The organism is Pseudoxanthobacter sp. M-2, from assembly GCF_046156265.1.
Classification (GTDB): domain Bacteria; phylum Pseudomonadota; class Alphaproteobacteria; order Rhizobiales; family Segnochrobactraceae; genus CAMDHY01.
Genome location: NZ_JAWDIR010000022.1, coordinates 657266 through 673215, shown reverse-complemented (window position 1 = coordinate 673215; position 15950 = coordinate 657266). Strand labels below are relative to the sequence as shown.

The following is a 15950-nucleotide window of genomic DNA, read 5'->3' as shown; positions in this document are numbered from 1 at the left end:
AGTGCCACGCCGGCGTTTGCGCGCTGGATGGATCGCCCGGTCAAGCCGGGCGATGACGGATCGAAGGGTAAGCCGGGTCCGGGCGATGACAAATCGCGGGTGAGCGGGCGGCAGTCAGCCGCCGGCCAACAGCTCCGCCTTCGTCAGCGTGAAGTCCGAGGCGATCCAGCGGGCTTCGGCGTCGGCGAGCCTGCGGCCTAGCTCTGGTCCGGCCGGCAGGCCGGCGGCCATCAGGTCGCGGCCGGCAAGCGGAAAGCGCGGCGCCGTCCAGCGGTCCGGCAGCGACAGCAGCTGCCGCCACCGCACATCGTCCGCCGCCGCACCGGCATCGGCCCACGCGAGCAGCACGCCGTCGCGCCACGCCGCTGGTCCGAGGCGGTAGAGCAGCACGCGGGCGACGTGTCCGTCGGCCGCGCCGCTGCCACCGCCCGCCTCACGGGCCTGCTCGTCGGTGAGGTTGGCATCCGCGGATCCCCCTTCGGCGCCCGCCGGTTTCCCGACCGACGCCATCAGGCCAGCGATCGCCCGCCGCGCCGTCTCCGCCTCCACCATGCGGGTGCGCTCGGCGCCGGAGAGCTTCAGGCGCGCGGCCAGCCGCTCGACGTCCTCGGGTACGAAGGTCGACAGCGCCACCAGCGCCGGTGCGGGGGCGAGCGCGGTGTCGGTTGCGCGCACGAGATCCAGCCAGCGGGCGAAGCGGACGAGGCGCGGCACGCCGGCGAGCACGCGGTCGAGCACGCCGCATTCGGCCATGAAGCCGAGCGTTTCGGCCGCACCCGTGGCCTGCACGAGCTTGCGCATCTCCTGGGCGATGCGCTCGGCCGAGAGCTGCTGCAGGCCGGAGAGGTTGCGTGTCACCGCGTGCAGGCCCTCGCCGTCCGGCGCGCCGGTGCCGAAGCGGGCGTGGAAGCGGAAGAAGCGCAGGATGCGGAGATAGTCCTCGCGGATGCGCTCGTCGGCGATACCGATGAAGCGGACGCGGCGGGCGAGGCAATCCGCATAGCCGCCGACCGGATCGTGCAGCGTGCCGTCCGGTGCCAGCGACAGCGCGTTCATGGTGAAGTCGCGGCGGCGGGCGTCCTCCAGCCAGTCGCTGCCGAAGGCGACTTCGGCGCGGCGCCCGTCGGTGGCGACGTCGCGGCGCAGCGTCGTCACCTCGAACGGCCGCCCGTTCGCCACCACCGTCACGGTGCCGTGGTCGATGCCGGTCGGTACCACCTTGAGCCCGGCGGCGCGGGCGCGCTCGGAGACGACCTCCGGCAACAGCGGCGTCGCGAGGTCGAGGTCGCCGTCCATCGGCTCGCCGAGCACCGCATCGCGGACAAAGCCACCCACGAGCCGCACCTCGCCGCCATCGTCGGTAATCGCCTCGACGACGCGCCGCAGCGCCGGGTCGGCGAGGAAGGGCGCGCCGGCGAAGGAGGGCAGGGCCGGGTCTGCGCTCATTCGAAGCGGCCCGGCACGAGCACGCCGTCGCGCACCTCCGCCGGCCGGTAGGTGCCGCGCTCGGACTCGCCGAAGCTCGCGAGCAGCACGAAGCCGACGACCGTCAGGATGAGCCCGACGAGCGCCAGGACATAGACCGGTCCAGCGGTCCAGTTCGAGCGCGCGGCGCTGCCGCGGGTGAACCAGAGCCACGCCGCATAGATCGCGAAGGGGGCTAGAAACAGGGCGATCTCGATGAGGGCGAGGCGTAGCACCATCTAGTTTCCTTCTCAGCCGGCGCCGTAGAGGCGCGCATGCAGCGCATGCACGATGCCGGCGGTGACGCCCCAGATGCGGCGGCCGGCATAGGGCATCTCGAACGTCCGCCGCTCCATGCCGCGCCACTCGCGCCGCACCGCGACGTGGTTGGTCGCCGTCATCAGGAAGGAGAGCGGCACCTCGAAGACGTCGGCGACCTCGGCCGGGTTGGGCGCCAGCACCGGGTCGCCGGCGACCAGCGCCACCACCGGCACGACGCGGTAGCCGCTGGTGGTGATGTAGGGATCGCCATAGCCGAGCGGCGTCACCAGGAAGCGCGACAGCCCGATCTCCTCCTCCGCCTCCCGCAGCGCGGTGGCGGCGGGGTCGACGTCGCCGGCGTCGACCTTGCCGCCGGGAAAGGCGACCTGGCCGGCGTGGGCCGGCAGGTGGTCGGTGCGCTGTGTCAGGATCACGCCGGCTTCCGTGCCGCGCGCCACCACCGGGATCAGCACGGCGGCATCGCGCAGCCCGGTCGCCAGCGGCACGCTCGGGTCGATGACATGGTCTCCGGACGGCGGCAGCGACAGCACCGCCTCGCCGAGCCCGATCAGCCGGCCCCGCCGGGCGACGAGGTCGTCCGTCGAGAACGGCGCCGGGCCGCCGGCGCCCTCAGCGGAGAGAGGCGTCGAGCGCATCGGCCGCCATCATCGGAAAGAACATGCCGTCGCTCCAGACGCCGAGATGCTCGGTGCCGTCGACACTCGCCGTGACGGCGCGGGAAGCCAGCTCGTGCGCCAGCGCCCGCGTCAGCCGCGCCTCCAGCCGCCCGCGCACCAGTACATAGGGCACCAGCCCGCCATTGGCGGGATCATCGACGAAGCGTAGCGGCCGCTCGGGCCCGGCGGTGACGATGTCGCCGACATTGGTTCGGAAGACGAGGCGGGTCGCTTCCCCCTCACCCTCGGCGTGCATCTCGACGGCGAGGAAGGGCACGTCCTCGACGGTGATGCCGAGCTTCTCGACGGGCGTCACCAGCAGATAGCGGCCGTCCGCCTCGCGGCGCAGCACCGAGGCGAAGAGCTTGACGAGCGGCTCGCGGCCGATCGGCGAGCCGCCATAGTGCCAGCGGCCGTCGGCGGAGATCCTCATGTCGATGTCGCCGCAGAACGGCGGGTCCCAGCGCTCCACCGGCGGCGCGCGGCCGGCGGCGCCGGCGCGGGCGATCAGCGCGGCGAGCTGCGGGTCGGCCGCCGGCTCGTTCCTCTTGCTGGCGCGCGTCGTCTCGTCGGGCCGGCTCGTCACGGGGCGCACTCCTCGTCTGCCACCGGTCGCCGATGGCGCCTTCGCCACCGGGCGCCGCCGGGGGCGACCGTCTCCAAATGACGCGCGGGCGCCGGGGGTGCAAGGGCGCACGGCACCTTTCGGTTCCGGGCGCGTGTGGGCGCGGGAACGGGCCGGTGCTGCGTCGAATGCGCGCTGCGTGCGCCTCGCCGGCCCAGTGCGCCACGAAATAGCCGGTCTTCGCCGGTCCGATGGAACCACTGGTCGTCGTCGCGCTCGCCGCGATGGAACGAACATTGCACCGTTTTCGGGCAGCGGCGGGCGCCACAGGCGCCGCTCGGTTTCCGTGCACGGGGCGATTGTCGCGCGGGACGGGCGCGCCAGATAGCGTATCATCCGCTGGTCAGACGACGGGCGGGACGAGGCGAAGCGCAGGCGGAGAGGCACGCGAATGAGCGCCATGACGATCGAGGCGGTTGACCAGGACGCCATCGTGCGCGACGCGGAAGCCGCCGTCGCCCGCATCGCCGAGGCCCGCACCGAGATCGGTCGCGTCATCTTCGGCCAGGCGGCGGTGGTCGAGCGGACGCTGGTGACGCTGCTCTCGGGCGGCCACGGCCTGCTCGTCGGCGTGCCCGGCCTCGCGAAGACCAAGCTCGTCGTCACGCTCGGAACCGTCCTCGGCCTCGAGGCGCACCGCATCCAGTTCACGCCGGACCTGATGCCGAGCGACATCGTCGGCGCCGAGGTGCTGGAGCAGGGGCGCGACGGCAGCCGCTCCTTCCGCTTCATCGCCGGCCCGGTGTTCGCCCAGCTTCTGATGGCCGACGAGATCAACCGCGCCAGCCCACGAACCCAGTCGGCGCTGCTGCAGGCGATGCAGGAGGGCCACGTCACCGTCGCTGGGCAGCGCTACGACCTGCCGAAGCCCTTCCACGTGCTCGCCACCCAGAACCCGCTGGAGCAGGAGGGCACCTATCCGCTGCCCGAGGCGCAGCTCGATCGCTTCCTGCTGCAGATCGACGTGCACTATCCCGACCGCGACGCCGAGCGGCGCATCCTCGTCGAGACCACGGGTGCCGGCGAGGCCGAGCCGCGCGCCGTGCTCACCGGCGAGGAGCTCGCCCGCTTCCAGCGCCTGGTGCGCCGCCTGCCGGTCGGCGAATCCGTCGTCGAGGCGATCCTCGACCTCGTCCGCTCCGCCCGGCCCGAAGAGTCGCCAGAGGTGGCCGACGTCGTCGCCTGGGGGCCCGGGCCGCGCGCCAGCCAGGCGCTGATGCTCGCTGTGCGCGCCCGCGCCCTTCTGCAGGGCCGTTTTGCCCCCTCCGTCGACGACGTGGTGGCGCTTGCCGAGCCGGTGCTGCAGCACCGCATGGCGCTGACCTTCGCCGCCCGCGCCGACGGCAACACCGTGCGTGCCGTGATCGAGCGGCTCGTGCGAAAGATCGGGTGAGGACGGGCGGGTGGCGAGCCTCGCGCAGTCCACCGCCGCGAACCGATCGTCCTCCGCCCGCGGTGTGGCGCCCGCTCGCGCTGGCGGCGAGCTCGGCCTCGAGCGCCGCCTCGTCGACGCCAAGGGCCTCGCCGACGGCCTGCCTGATCTTCTGGTGGAGGCGAGCCGCGTCGCCCAGACGGTGATCGCCGGCTGGCACGGCCGCCGTCGTGCCGGCCAGGGCGAGACGTTCTGGCAGTTCCGCCCCTTCATCGACGGCGAGCCGGCCTCCCGCGTCGACTGGCGCCGCTCGGCGCGCGACGACCACCTGTTCGTCCGCGAGCGCGAATGGGAGGCGGCGCACACGCTCTGGCTCACCGCCGATCTCTCCGCCTCGATGGTCTACCGCTCGAAGCTGTCGCAGACGACGAAGCGCGACCGCGCGCTGGTGCTTCTCCTGGCACTCGCCGAGGTGGCGGCGCGTGCGGGCGAGCGTGTTGGCCTGCTCGGCCTGTCGCGACCGATCGCCAGCCGCAACGCCGCCGAGCGCCTCGCCGCGACGCTGGCGCTGGAGGCGGCGGAAGCCGAGGGCCGCACCGCGCTCCCCGAACCGAACGATGTCCGCCGCTTCTCCGACGTGGTGGCGATCGGCGACCTGCTCGATCCGCTGCCGGCCACCGTCGCCTGGGTCGAGATGCTCGCCCGCCGCGGGGTGCAGGGCACGCTGGTGCAGGTGCTCGATCCCGTCGAGGAAACCTTCCCCTTCGACGGCCGCACCGAGTTCCGCGATCCCGAGACCGGCGCGCGCATCGTCGCCGGACGGGCCGAGACCTGGGCCGAGGCCTACCGCACGGCGCTCGCCGCCCACCGCGACGCGCTGACGAACCTCTGCCGCCGCGTCGGCTGGTCGCTCGTCGTCCACCACACCGACCGGCCGGCGTCCGAGGTGATGATCGCCATCCACGCCCGCCTCGCCGGCGCCGCCACGAGGGCGGGCACATGATGGGATTCCTGCCGATCGGCTTCACGGCCCCCGCGGTGCTCGCCGCCCTGGCGCTGCTGCCGGTGATCTGGTGGCTCCTGCGGCTGACGCCGCCGCGCCCGCAGCGGGTGTCGTTCCCGCCGACGCGGCTGCTCGCCGAGATCGCCAAGCGCGAGGAGACGCCGTCGAAGAGCCCGTGGTGGCTGACGCTGCTCAGGCTGATCCTCGCCACCCTGGTCATCCTCGCCGTCGCCGGCCCGCTGTGGCGCCCGGTCGGACCGGTCGCGGCTGGCTCCGGGCCGCTCCTTCTCGTTGTAGACAACGGCTGGGCGGCGTCGCACAACTGGCCGTCGCGGCTCGTCGCGGCCGAGCGTGCGCTCGCCGAGGCCGAGGCGGCCGGCCGGCCGGTGGTGCTCGCCGCCACCGCCGAAGGCCCGCGCCAGCCACTCTCTCCCGATACCGCCGCGGCGGCGCTGGAGCGCCTCGGTGCGCTCAGCCCCCGGCCTTGGCCGAGCGACCGCGCCGGCCTCGTCGAGCCCCTCGGCGACGTGCTCGCGGCGACGCCGCCGGCGGCGGTGGTGTGGCTCTCCGACGGCCTCTCCGGCCGCGACGACGGTTTCTCCGACCTTCTCGCCGGCACCGGCGCGAGCGTCACCGTGGTCGAGGAGGCGACTCCGTCCACCGTCGGCCTCGCCGGTATCGACAACGGCGCCGAGGCACTCGACGTCGCCGTCCGCCGCCTGCCGTCGGCTGCGGTCGGCACGGTGACGGTGTCCGCTCACGATCTCCGTGGATTCCTGCTCGGCGAGGCGACGGCCACCTTCGAGCCCGGCTCCGGAGAGGCAACCGCCCGCTTCGAGCTGCCGGGCGGCCTGCGCAACGACATTGCCCGCCTCGATGTCGCGGCCAGCGAGACGGCCGGTGCCGTCCGCCTCGTCGACGAGCGCTGGCGGCGGCGCACCGTCGGCCTGATCAGCGGCGCCAACGCCGACCAGGCGCAGCCGCTGCTGTCGCCCTTGCACTACCTCTCCCGCGCGCTCGCCCCCTTCGCCGACCTGCGCGAACCCGTCGGCACCGACATCGCCGACACGGTGAAGCGCCTCGTCGACGAGGGCGTGTCGATCATCGTGCTCGCCGACGTCGGCACGCTGGTCGGCGAGGCCCGCGAGGAGATCGAGCAGTGGGTCGAGAACGGCGGCGTGCTCGTCCGCTTCGCCGGCCCGCGCCTCGCCGAGGGCGGCGACGACCTCGTGCCCGTGCGCCTGCGCACCGGCGGCCGCGTGCTCGGCGGCTCGCTGTCGTGGGAGGAGCCGCAGCCGCTCGCGAGCTTCACGCCGGAAGGGCCGTTCGCCGGCCTGCCGGTGCCCGACGACGTGACGGTGAACCGCCAGGTGCTGGCCGAGCCCGACGCCAACCTCGCCCAGCGCACCTGGGCGAGCCTCGGCGACGGCACGCCGCTCGTCACCGCCGCCCCCCTCGGCGACGGCACCATCGTGCTCTTCCACGTCACCGCCGACACGTCCTGGTCGAACCTGCCGCTCTCCGGCGGCTTCGTCGAGATGCTCAGGCGGCTGGTGGCGCTGTCGTCCGCGGCCGGCGAGACGGCCGGCACCGCGGCCGTGCCGCTGCAGCCGATGCGCGTCCTCGACGGCGAAGGCCGCTTCACCGCGCCGGGGCCGGAGGTGGAGCCGCTGTCGCCCGGTGCGCCGCTCGCCGGCGACGTCGGTCCCACCCGTCCGCCCGGCCTCTATGGCGCGGACGACTCGTTCCGCGCCGTCAACCTGCTCGCCGACGATGCCGTGCTCGCCCCGCTCGCCCTCGGCCCGCTCGCCGGCACCGCCACCCGCATCGGCTATGCCGTCGACGGGCCGGTCGATCTGAAGCCCTTCCTGCTGACGGCCGCCATGCTGCTGCTCATCGCCGACGCCATCGCCGTGCTGATCCTCTCGGGCGGCTTCCGCTTCCGCCGCTCGTCGGTGGCGGCACTCGCCGCCGGCGCGGTCCTCGCCGCGGCGCTCGGCGTCGCCGACCCGGCACGCGCGCAAACGGCTGACGCCGACGCCTTCGCGATGGAGGCCGCCAACGAGACGCGCCTCGCCTATGTCACCACCGGCGACGCCGCCGTCGACGAGGCAAGCCGGCTCGGTCTCGCCGGCCTGTCGCGCTTCCTCGCCGAGCGCACGGCGCTGGAGCCGGCCGAGCCGCTCGGCGTCGATCCCGGCCGCGACGAGCTCGCCTTCTTCCCGCTGCTCTACTGGCCGCTGACCGAAAGCCAGGCGAAGCCGTCGCCGCAGGCGATGGCACGCGTCGATGCCTACATGAAGAACGGCGGCACCATCCTGTTCGACACCCGCGACCAGCTGACCACCGGCGGCTTCGGCGGCGTCGGACCGGCGACGCTGAAGCTGCGCGAGATTCTCGACGGCCTCGACATCCCGCCGCTCGAGCCGGTGCCGGCCGACCACGTGCTGACGAAGGCGTTCTACCTGCTCGACGAGTTCCCCGGCCGCTGGTCGGGCGGGCCGCTGTGGGTCGAGGCGTCGGCGAGCGAGGCGGGCGAGGGGCGGCCGGTTCGCGCCGGCGACGGCGTCTCGCCGATCATGATCACCGCCAACGACTTCGCCGGTGCCTGGGCGGTCAGCGACGCCGGCGACTGGCTCTATCCGACGGTGCCAGCCGATCCCTTCCAGCGCGAGTTCGCGCTCCGGTCCGGCATCAACATCGTCATGTACGCGCTCACCGGCAACTACAAGGCCGACCAGGTGCACGTGCCGGCGCTGCTCGAGCGGCTCGGCCAGTAGGAGCGGCTGTTGAACTGGTCCCTCGCCTTCGATCCGCTGCTGCCCATCTGGGCGATCGTCGCGCTCGCCGCGCTGGCCGTGGCGCTGTCGCTGACGGCGCTGGCGCGGCGCGTGCGCGGCGCCGTGGTGCGTCTCGCTGCCGGCCTCTGCCTGGCGCTGGCCCTCCTCAACCCCTCGCTCGTCGAGGAGCAGCGGGCGCGGCTGACGAGCGTCGCCGCCATCGTCGTCGACCGCAGCCAGAGCCAGGGGATCGGCGAGCGCTCGGCGGAGACCGATGCCGCCCTCGCCGGTCTCGCCGAGCGCCTCGCCGCCGTCGACGGCATCGAGACGCGCATCATCGAGGCCCGCCCCGGCAACGGCGCGGCGGGCGACGGCACGCGCCTGTTCGAGGCGCTGGCGAACGGCCTCGCCGACGTGCCGCCGGACCGCGTCGCCGGCGCGGTGCTCCTGACCGACGGTCAGGTCCACGACATTCCCGAGGACGCCGCCCGCCTCGGCTTCCAGGCACCGGTGCACGCCCTCGTCACCGGTCGCGACGACGAGATCGATCGCCGCATCGTCATGGAGCAGGCGCCGCGCTTCGGTCTCGTCGGTACCGAGCAGAGCGTCGATCTGCGCATCGTCGACGACGGCCCGACGCCGTCCGGCGGCGACGTCCGCCTGACGGTGCGCCGCGACGGCGAGACCGTCGAGGAGATCACCGCCCCCGTCGGCACGGCCTTCTCGGTGCCGTTCACGGTGGCGCACGGCGGGCCGAACATCTTCGAGTTCGAGGTGGCGCCGCTCGAGGGCGAACTCACCACCATCAACAACACCGCCGTCGCCGTCGTCGAGGGCGTGCGCGAGAACCTGCGGGTTCTGCTCGTCTCCGGCGAACCGCACGCCGGCGAGCGCACCTGGCGCAACCTTTTGAAGTCCGACGCCTCGGTCGACCTCGTCCACTTCACCATCCTGCGGCCGCCGGAGAAGCAGGACGGCACGCCGATCAACCAGCTGTCGCTGATCGCCTTTCCGACGCGCGAGCTGTTCTCGGTGAAGATCGCCGAGTTCGACCTCATCATCTTCGACCGCTACCAGCGGCGCGGCATCCTGCCGCTCGTCTATTTCGACAACATCGCCCGCTATGTGCAGGAGGGCGGCGCCGTGCTCGTCGCCTCCGGTCCGGACTACGCCTTCGGCGACAGCCTGTTCGAGACGCCGCTCGGCGCCGTGCTGCCGGCCGAGCCGACCGGCAACACCCTCGACGAGCCCTACCGGGCGGAGCTTTCCGATCTCGGCCGCCGCCACCCGGTGACGCGTGACCTTCCCGGCGCGCAGTCCGAACCGCCGGAGTGGGGCCGCTGGTTCCAGCTCCTCGAGGCGGCGGCGAGCTCGGGCACGACGGTGATGAACGGCCCCGGCGAGCGGCCGCTATTGGTGCTCGGCCGCGAGGGCGAGGGCCGGGCCGCGGTGATGCTCTCCGATCAGGCGTGGCTGTGGGCGCGCGGCTACGAGGGCGGTGGCCCGCACGTGCCGCTGCTGCGCCGCCTCGCCCACTGGCTGATGAAGGAGCCGGAGCTCGAGGAAGAAGCGCTCCGCCTCTCCGTCCGCGGCGACCAGCTCGTCGTCGAGCGGCAGACCCTCGGCGACAGTGTCGGCCCGGTGACGCTGACGGGTCCCGACGGCGCCGAGCGCACCCTGACGCCGACGGAGGCCGAGCCCGGCCTGTGGCGGGCGACCGCCGATGCCACCGGCGTCGGCCTCTACACCGCCGTCGAAGGCGAGCGGCGGGCGCTCGCCCACGTCGGCCCGACAAATCCGAAGGAATTCCTCGACGTCCGCTCGACCGAGGAGCCGCTCGCGGCGCTCGCGGACGGGACCGGCGGCAGCGTCCGCCGCATCGTCGAGGACGGCTCCGTCGAGCTGCCCCGCGTCACGACGCTGCGCCGCGCCGGCCGCTATGCCGGCGACGACTGGATCGGTCTCAAGACCAGTGAGGCGACGGTGCTCGAGGGCCTGACGCGGGTGCCGCTGTTCGCCGGCTTCCTCGGCCTCGCCCTGCTGCTCGGCGCCGTGTCGGCGACGTGGATTCGCGAAGGTCGCTGAGGGCCCGGGCCCGCCTCGGGGACCGTTTCCCGAGGCGCTGGACCGGCCGGCGGGTCGGCCCCGCCGATCACGTCTGCGTCAGGTGATGGCCGGGGATATCCGGCTGGCAGCCCCGCGCGCCTCCGCCATCGCCTCCGGCACGAGGGCACAGACGAGCAGTCGTGCCGGATCGACGGGGCCCGGCATGGTGATCTGCCCGGGCGGCACCGGCTGGAAACCGAGCGGCCCGTAGTAGGGCCGATCGCCGACCAGCAGCACGATCCGGTGACCATCCACCCGCGCCGCGTCGAGTGACGTGCGCACCAGCTCGCGCCCGGCGCCACGGTTGGCGAAGTGCGGTGCGACGGCGAGCGGCCCGAGCAGCAGCGCCGGTTGGTCGCCGATGCGGATGCCGGTGAGCCGGACGGAGCCGACCAGCCGGTCGCCGGCGATCGCCACGAACGACAGCCGCGGATCATGCGGGACGCCTTCCCGCAGCCGATATGCCGTCTTGGCGAAGCGGCCTGGCCCGAAGGCCACGTCGAGCAGGCTCTCGATCTCGGGAGCGTCGGACGACGTCTCCGCGCGGACGACGAAGGGAAAGGACATCATGGAGGACAGACCCGTGGGAGTGGGCTCCCGCGGGGCGCGAGCGCGCGCTGTCAGGAGCCGGGGCAGGAACGTGCGGACACCGGCGGCAAGCCGCCCGTCTCGCGTCGTCGTCGCTGCCGAAGGGCCACGGTCGTCCTCCCGGAAGGGCCACCACGGGGGCCCCGACCTCGATCGCGTCGGGCGATAGCACGATGGCGGGTGTCGGACAAGCAGCGCGGTTGCGGCAGGGCCGGCGCACGCCGTCGCCTCATCACCACCGATGCGCGAAAAAGGAGATGCAATGGTCGATTGCCCCGCTTAAGAGGACGTTCACCGGCCCACGAAACCGCGAGGTCGGGCCGGATCCGGACAGGCTGGAGGGGCCACACCGCATGATGCTCGATGTCGGGACGATCCTCGTCGCGACGATCGCAGGTTGTGCCGTGCTCGGCTGTCTGATGCTCGTCGACTGGTGGCAGAGCAGGGACACCTACGAGCTCGCCTGGTGGGGCACCGCCTATCTTTTCGGAGCGCTCTCGCTCCTCGCCCTGATCGGCCGACGGACGATCGCGCCGGACCTCCTCTACTCCACCTCGGCCGCGCTGATGCTGTTCGGCTATGGTTGCCTGTGGATCGGCGTGCGCCGGTTCTTCCGGAGACGGCAGCCGATCGGGCGCGTGCTGACGCTCTGCATCCTGTGGCTCGCCCTCGCGCAGCTGCCCGTGGTGCAGGAGAGTGCGTCGGCCCGCACGGCCATCGTCTCCGGTCTGGTCGCGGCCCTCAGCTTCGCCATCGCCTACGACTTCTGGCGCAACCGTTCGGAGCGGCTCGCCTCGCGGGTTCCGGCGATGATCATCTGTAGCGTCCACGGGCTGTTCTTCGCCGCCCGCGTCCCGTTCGCAGAGGCGCTGTCGCTGCCGACCGATCTCGGCAGTGCTCCGGTGCTCTACGGCATCCTCGCCCTCGAGGGCCTCGTCTTCGTCATCGCCTCCGGCTTCACCTTCGTCGCGCTGACGAAGGAGCGCGCCGAGGTGGCGCAGCGGCGCGCGGCGACGATCGATTCCCTCACCGGGGTGTACAACCGGCGGGCCTTCCTCGACCGGGCGGAGCGGCTCGTCCGGCGGGCCGAGACCGACACCCGGCCGCTGGCGGTGCTGCTCTTCGACATCGACCGCTTCAAGCAGATCAACGACCGCTTCGGCCATCCAGTCGGCGACCGCCTGCTCATCGAGTTCACGACCCTCGCGACACAGTTGCTGCGGCCGACCGACCTGTTCGGCCGCATCGGCGGCGAGGAGTTCGCGGCGATCCTGCCCGGGGCGCCGCGCACCGCCGCCGTCGCCGCCGCCGATCGCGTCCGTGCTGCCTTCGCCTCCGTCATCGTCACCGAGGGCGAGGCCGACGTGCGGGCGACCGTCAGCGTCGGCGTCACCGTCGTCGATGGCGAGGAGGTCGGGCTCGACCGGCTGATCGCCATCGACGACCGCGCCCTCTACCGGGCGAAGCGCAATGGCCGCAACGTCGTCGAGGTCGAGCCGGGTACCGCCGACGCGGGCGCGTGACGGGCCGCGCGACTTGATCCGGATCAAGGCCTGATTGGACTCGTTCCAGTTAGCATCCCTGCGTTCTCCGATTGCAGAGGGGGTGCTGTCATGAAACCACTGGGACTGGCCGCGGTGGCCCTGGTCTTGGCGCTCGCCGCGCCGGCAGCCGCCGACGAATTGCGGGACGAGGCGGAGGCGCTGTTCAAGCCGCTGCCGTCGACCATCCCCGCCGTCAAGGACAACAGGATCACGGAGGAGAAGATCGACCTCGGCAAGGCGCTGTTCTTCGATCCGAGGCTGTCGGCTTCCGGCGTCTTCAGCTGCAATTCGTGTCACAACCTCGCCACCGGCGGCGATGACAACCTCGAGGTCTCGATCGGCCACGGCTGGCAGAAGGGGCCGCGCAATTCGCCGACGGTGCTCAACGCGGTGCTCAACGAGGCGCAGTTCTGGGACGGCCGCGCGGACGACCTGAAGGCGCAGGCGAAGGGGCCCATCCAGGCCGGCGTCGAGATGGCCAACACGCCCGCCAACGTCGAGAAGACGCTGAAGAGCATGCCGCAGTATGTGACATGGTTCGAGGGCGCCTTCCCCGAGGACGCCGACCCCGTCACCTTCGACAACATGGCCAAGGCGATCGAGGCCTTCGAGGCGACGCTGATCACGCCTGCCCCCTTCGACGCCTACCTGAACGGCGACGATGAGGCACTGACCGACGAGCAGAAGAAGGGCCTCGCGCTGTTCATGAGCAAGGGCTGCGTCTCCTGCCACAGCGGTGTCAATGTCGGTGGTCACGGATACTATCCGTTCGGCCTGATCGAGAAGCCCGGCGCCGACGTACTGCCGGAGAACGACAAGGGTCGCTTCGCCGTCACCGCCACCGCTGACGACTCCTACGTCTTCCGCGCCGCACCGCTGCGCAACATCGCGCTGACGGCGCCCTACTTCCACTCCGGCAAGGTGTGGGACCTGAAGCAGGCGGTGGCGATCATGGGCGCCTCGCAGCTCGGCGAGGACCTGAGCGACCAGGAGACCGACGAGATCGTCGCCTTCCTGCAGTCGCTCACCGGGAAGATTCCGGTCGTCACCTATCCGGTGCTGCCGGCGGAGACCGCCGACACGCCGCGGCCGAGTGGCGAGATCCTGCCGCAGTAGCGGTCACTCTTCTGCACCGCCCGAACCGAAGCCCCGGAGCGCACCTCCGGGGCTTCTTCGTCTCCCGCACCGCTACTTCAGCGCCTCCGCCGCCGCCCTCACCCGAGCGAGGAAACGGGCGCGGCTGTCGGCGGTCGAGCGGTTCATGTCGTAGTGGGCGTGATAGCGCACGCGGGCGCCGGGGCGGATCGTCGCCCGCAGCATGCGCGTCGCGAGCTTGCGCGGCGGGTCGCCGGCGAGGAAGGCGCGGACCCTGTCGGCGCCGTAGGTGGCCACCACCATCAGCGTGCCGATGTTGTGCAACGCCGGCTTCACCTTGCCCGCCACGATGCGGAAGGACACGTCCGGCAGGAAAACGCGGTCGAAGAAGCCCTTGAGGATCGCCGGGTAGCCGAAGTTCCAGACGGGATGGACGAGCACCACCGCGTCGGCTTCCTGGAGCCGGCGGACATAGTCCGCCACGCCCGCCTGGTTGTCGGGCGCCGTGTGATAGGCGAGGCGCTCGTCGCGCGACAGCACCGGCTCGAAGCCTTCGGCATAGAGGTCGCAGTCGTCGACGGTGTGGCCGGCGGCTGTGAGGCCCTCGAGCACGGCGGCGTGCAGCGCCGCCCCGTAGCTCGTCTCGACGGGATGGGCGTAGAGCACCAGCACGCGCATGACAGGCTTTGGTCCTAGCGCTGCTTCAGCTCGATCTCGACGAACGACATCATGCCCTCTCCGGCATTGATGACGTCGTGCTCGACGCCCTCGGGCCGGGCGTAGCTGCCGCCGGCGGTCAGCGGCACCAGCTTCTCGCCGTTGGCGTCGACGATCTTCAGGACACCGTCGACGAGCGGCACGACGACATAGGGCATGCCGTGGCGGTGCCAGCCGGTCGCCTCGCCGGGACGGAAGTCCCATCGGGTGATGCGGACCGCGTCGTCGTCGACCTGCAGCGTCGGCGTCGCCGAGCCGGCGCTACCATGTTCGTGGGCGTGGTCGGTCATCTGCGTCAGGCTCCGGTGGCGTCGGTGGTTTCTTCGAGGCCGGGGAAAAGATAGGTCCGCTGCGTGGCGAAGTCGAAGTCGGGGTCTTCCCAGGCGATCATCTTGCCGGGATTGAGCAGGCCCTTCGGGTCCGCCTCGCGCTTGAAGGCGAGCTGCACCGGGTCGGAGCGCTTCATGCCGCCCTCCTCCAGCGTGTAGCGGTGCGGGTTGAAGATCGGGCAGCCGTGCGCCTCGTGCAGGCGCATGATCTCCTCGAGCCGCTCCTCGGTGGTGTAGCGCACCACCGGCAGGCCGAAGCAGGTGATGGCGCCGTCGAAGCGGACGAACTCGAGATGCCCCGGCACCTCGTCGCCGAACATCGCCGTCATCTCCGCCACCCGCGCGAGATGGTCGGGCGCCGGATAGAGCACCTGCAGATAAGTGATCGACGGATCGACGCGCAGGCCGCGCAGCGTCGTGTGGTTCCAGGAGAGCTCGTAGGCCGGCGGCAGCGCCTTGCGGTCCTCGTCCGAGGCGAGGTCGGAGCGGTAGAGCAGGCTGGCGCGGTGGTGGCGGGCGACGAAGGCCTCGAGCGCCGGCATCGCGAACGGAGCCACCATCAGGATCGCCACCGACTGGTCGCGGCGGATGAACTTCTGGTGGCGGAGGAAATAGTCGTGCGGCAGCGGCGCGGCCACCGTGCCGATCTCCTTGGTCAGCAGTCCGTCCTGCTTGGCGAGGCCGTCGCAGAAGTGCGCGGCGTCGACGAAGTCGTCGAAGCCGACGAGCACGTCTACCCAGTCACAGGCAGCCGTCAGCGGCATCTCCACCTCGGTGATGATGCCGGTGGTGCCGTAGGCGTGCGCCGCCTTCTGGATCTCGTCGCCGACGAGCTCGATGACGCGCGGCTCCGCCTCCATCGTGACGAGGCGCAGGCGCAGCACGTTGCCGAGGTCGCGCAGGCCGCCCCAGCGGATCGAGCCGACGCCGCCGGAGCCGCCGGCGATGAAGCCGCCGATCGAGGCTGTGCGGTAGGTGGAGGGGTGCAGCCGGAGCTCCTGGCCCGACGGCCGTGCCGCGTCGTCGATGGCCGAGAGCAGCGCGCCGGCCTCGGCGACGACGACGCCGGGCTTCACCGCGGTGACCTTGTTCATCTCGGCGAGGTTGAGGATGAGGCCGCCCGACAGCGGCATCGCCTGGCCGTAGTTGCCGGTGCCGGCGCCGCGCGGCGTCACCGGCACGCCGTGGCGGAAGGCGGCCGCGAGCACGCGGATCACCTCGGCCTCGCTCCGGACGGTCACCACCGCGTCGGCCGTGACCGCCTCCAGCTGCCGCTTCAGCACCGGCGAGTACCAGTAGAAGTCGCGGCTCTTCTGGCGGACGAGGGCGGGGTTCTCCTCGAGGCTGAGGCCATCGAGATCGGACTTCAGCGCGGCGGAAATCGGCACG

General features: G+C 72.3%; 14 protein-coding genes. 6 read left to right on the top strand and 8 right to left on the bottom strand.

The window, feature by feature from the left end:
* Nucleotides 1-114: 114 nt before the first annotated feature.
* Genes RUR49_RS14740 through RUR49_RS14725 form a run of 4 tightly spaced genes read right to left on the bottom strand, consistent with a single transcriptional unit; the run spans nt 115 to nt 2913 of the window.
* The gene (locus tag RUR49_RS14740; RefSeq protein ID WP_409147129.1) at nt 115-1446 is read right to left on the bottom strand and encodes a CCA tRNA nucleotidyltransferase; all 1332 of its coding nucleotides are present in this window, start codon (nt 1444-1446) and stop codon (nt 115-117) included.
* On the bottom strand, nt 1443-1703 hold the full coding sequence (locus tag RUR49_RS14735) for a DUF6111 family protein (protein ID WP_409147128.1): 261 nt from the start codon (nt 1701-1703) through the stop codon (nt 1443-1445). Before RUR49_RS14735 ends, RUR49_RS14740 begins: the two co-directional genes overlap by 4 nt.
* A 12-nt stretch (nt 1704-1715) precedes the next feature.
* Nucleotides 1716-2381: a CoA pyrophosphatase gene (locus tag RUR49_RS14730; RefSeq protein ID WP_409147127.1), complete on the bottom strand. Its 666-nt coding sequence runs from the start codon at nt 2379-2381 to the stop codon at nt 1716-1718.
* Nucleotides 2356-2913, bottom strand: coding sequence for a DUF1285 domain-containing protein (locus RUR49_RS14725; RefSeq protein ID WP_409147159.1), 558 nt, complete (start codon nt 2911-2913; stop codon nt 2356-2358). The genes RUR49_RS14730 and RUR49_RS14725 overlap by 26 nt, the downstream gene beginning before the upstream one ends.
* Nucleotides 2914-3418: 505 nt before the next feature.
* On the opposite strand from RUR49_RS14725, the gene RUR49_RS14720 reads away from it, so the two are divergent.
* The 4 genes from RUR49_RS14720 (at nt 3419) to RUR49_RS14705 (ending at nt 10267) form a co-directional block, all read left to right on the top strand.
* A complete protein-coding gene (locus RUR49_RS14720) occupies nt 3419-4420 on the top strand; it encodes an AAA family ATPase (protein WP_409147126.1) in 1002 nt (333 codons plus the stop codon).
* 64 nt (nt 4421-4484) lie between these two features.
* Nucleotides 4485-5402, top strand: coding sequence for a DUF58 domain-containing protein (locus RUR49_RS14715; RefSeq protein WP_409147158.1), 918 nt, complete (start codon nt 4485-4487; stop codon nt 5400-5402).
* Entirely contained in the window at nt 5402-8182 is a 2781-nt protein-coding gene (locus tag RUR49_RS14710; RefSeq protein WP_409147157.1) for a DUF4159 domain-containing protein, read from the top strand. Before RUR49_RS14715 ends, RUR49_RS14710 begins: the two co-directional genes overlap by 1 nt.
* 9 nt (nt 8183-8191) lie before the next feature.
* A complete protein-coding gene (locus RUR49_RS14705) occupies nt 8192-10267 on the top strand; it encodes a hypothetical protein (protein WP_409147125.1) in 2076 nt (691 codons plus the stop codon).
* Nucleotides 10268-10345: 78 nt separating this feature from the next.
* Here the strand turns inward: RUR49_RS14705 and RUR49_RS14700 are convergent, their stop codons facing one another.
* Nucleotides 10346-10858, bottom strand: a complete 513-nt coding sequence (locus RUR49_RS14700; protein WP_409147124.1) for a GNAT family N-acetyltransferase — start codon at nt 10856-10858, stop codon at nt 10346-10348.
* A 371-nt stretch (nt 10859-11229) separates the two neighbouring features.
* Here RUR49_RS14700 and RUR49_RS14695 point away from each other — a divergent pair, with 371 nt between their 5' ends.
* Together RUR49_RS14695 and RUR49_RS14690 are read left to right on the top strand one after the other, a co-directional pair.
* Entirely contained in the window at nt 11230-12399 is a 1170-nt protein-coding gene (locus RUR49_RS14695) for a GGDEF domain-containing protein (protein ID WP_409147123.1), read from the top strand.
* A gap of 90 nt (nt 12400-12489) precedes the next feature.
* Nucleotides 12490-13536, top strand: a complete 1047-nt coding sequence (locus tag RUR49_RS14690; protein WP_409147122.1) for a cytochrome-c peroxidase — start codon at nt 12490-12492, stop codon at nt 13534-13536.
* A gap of 72 nt (nt 13537-13608) precedes the next feature.
* Here RUR49_RS14690 and RUR49_RS14685 read toward each other — a convergent pair whose 3' ends face one another.
* From RUR49_RS14685 to RUR49_RS14675, 3 genes are read right to left on the bottom strand one after another with little or no spacing between them, the layout of a single operon-like run.
* Complete coding sequence (locus RUR49_RS14685; RefSeq protein ID WP_409147121.1) at nt 13609-14193, bottom strand: NAD(P)H-dependent oxidoreductase; 585 nt, start codon at nt 14191-14193, stop codon at nt 13609-13611.
* A gap of 14 nt (nt 14194-14207) precedes the next feature.
* The gene (locus RUR49_RS14680) at nt 14208-14522 is read right to left on the bottom strand and encodes a cupin domain-containing protein (RefSeq protein WP_409147120.1); all 315 of its coding nucleotides are present in this window, start codon (nt 14520-14522) and stop codon (nt 14208-14210) included.
* A 5-nt stretch (nt 14523-14527) separates the two neighbouring features.
* Nucleotides 14528-15949, bottom strand: coding sequence for an FAD-binding oxidoreductase (locus tag RUR49_RS14675; RefSeq protein ID WP_409147119.1), 1422 nt, complete (start codon nt 15947-15949; stop codon nt 14528-14530).
* Nucleotide 15950 lies beyond the last annotated feature (1 nt).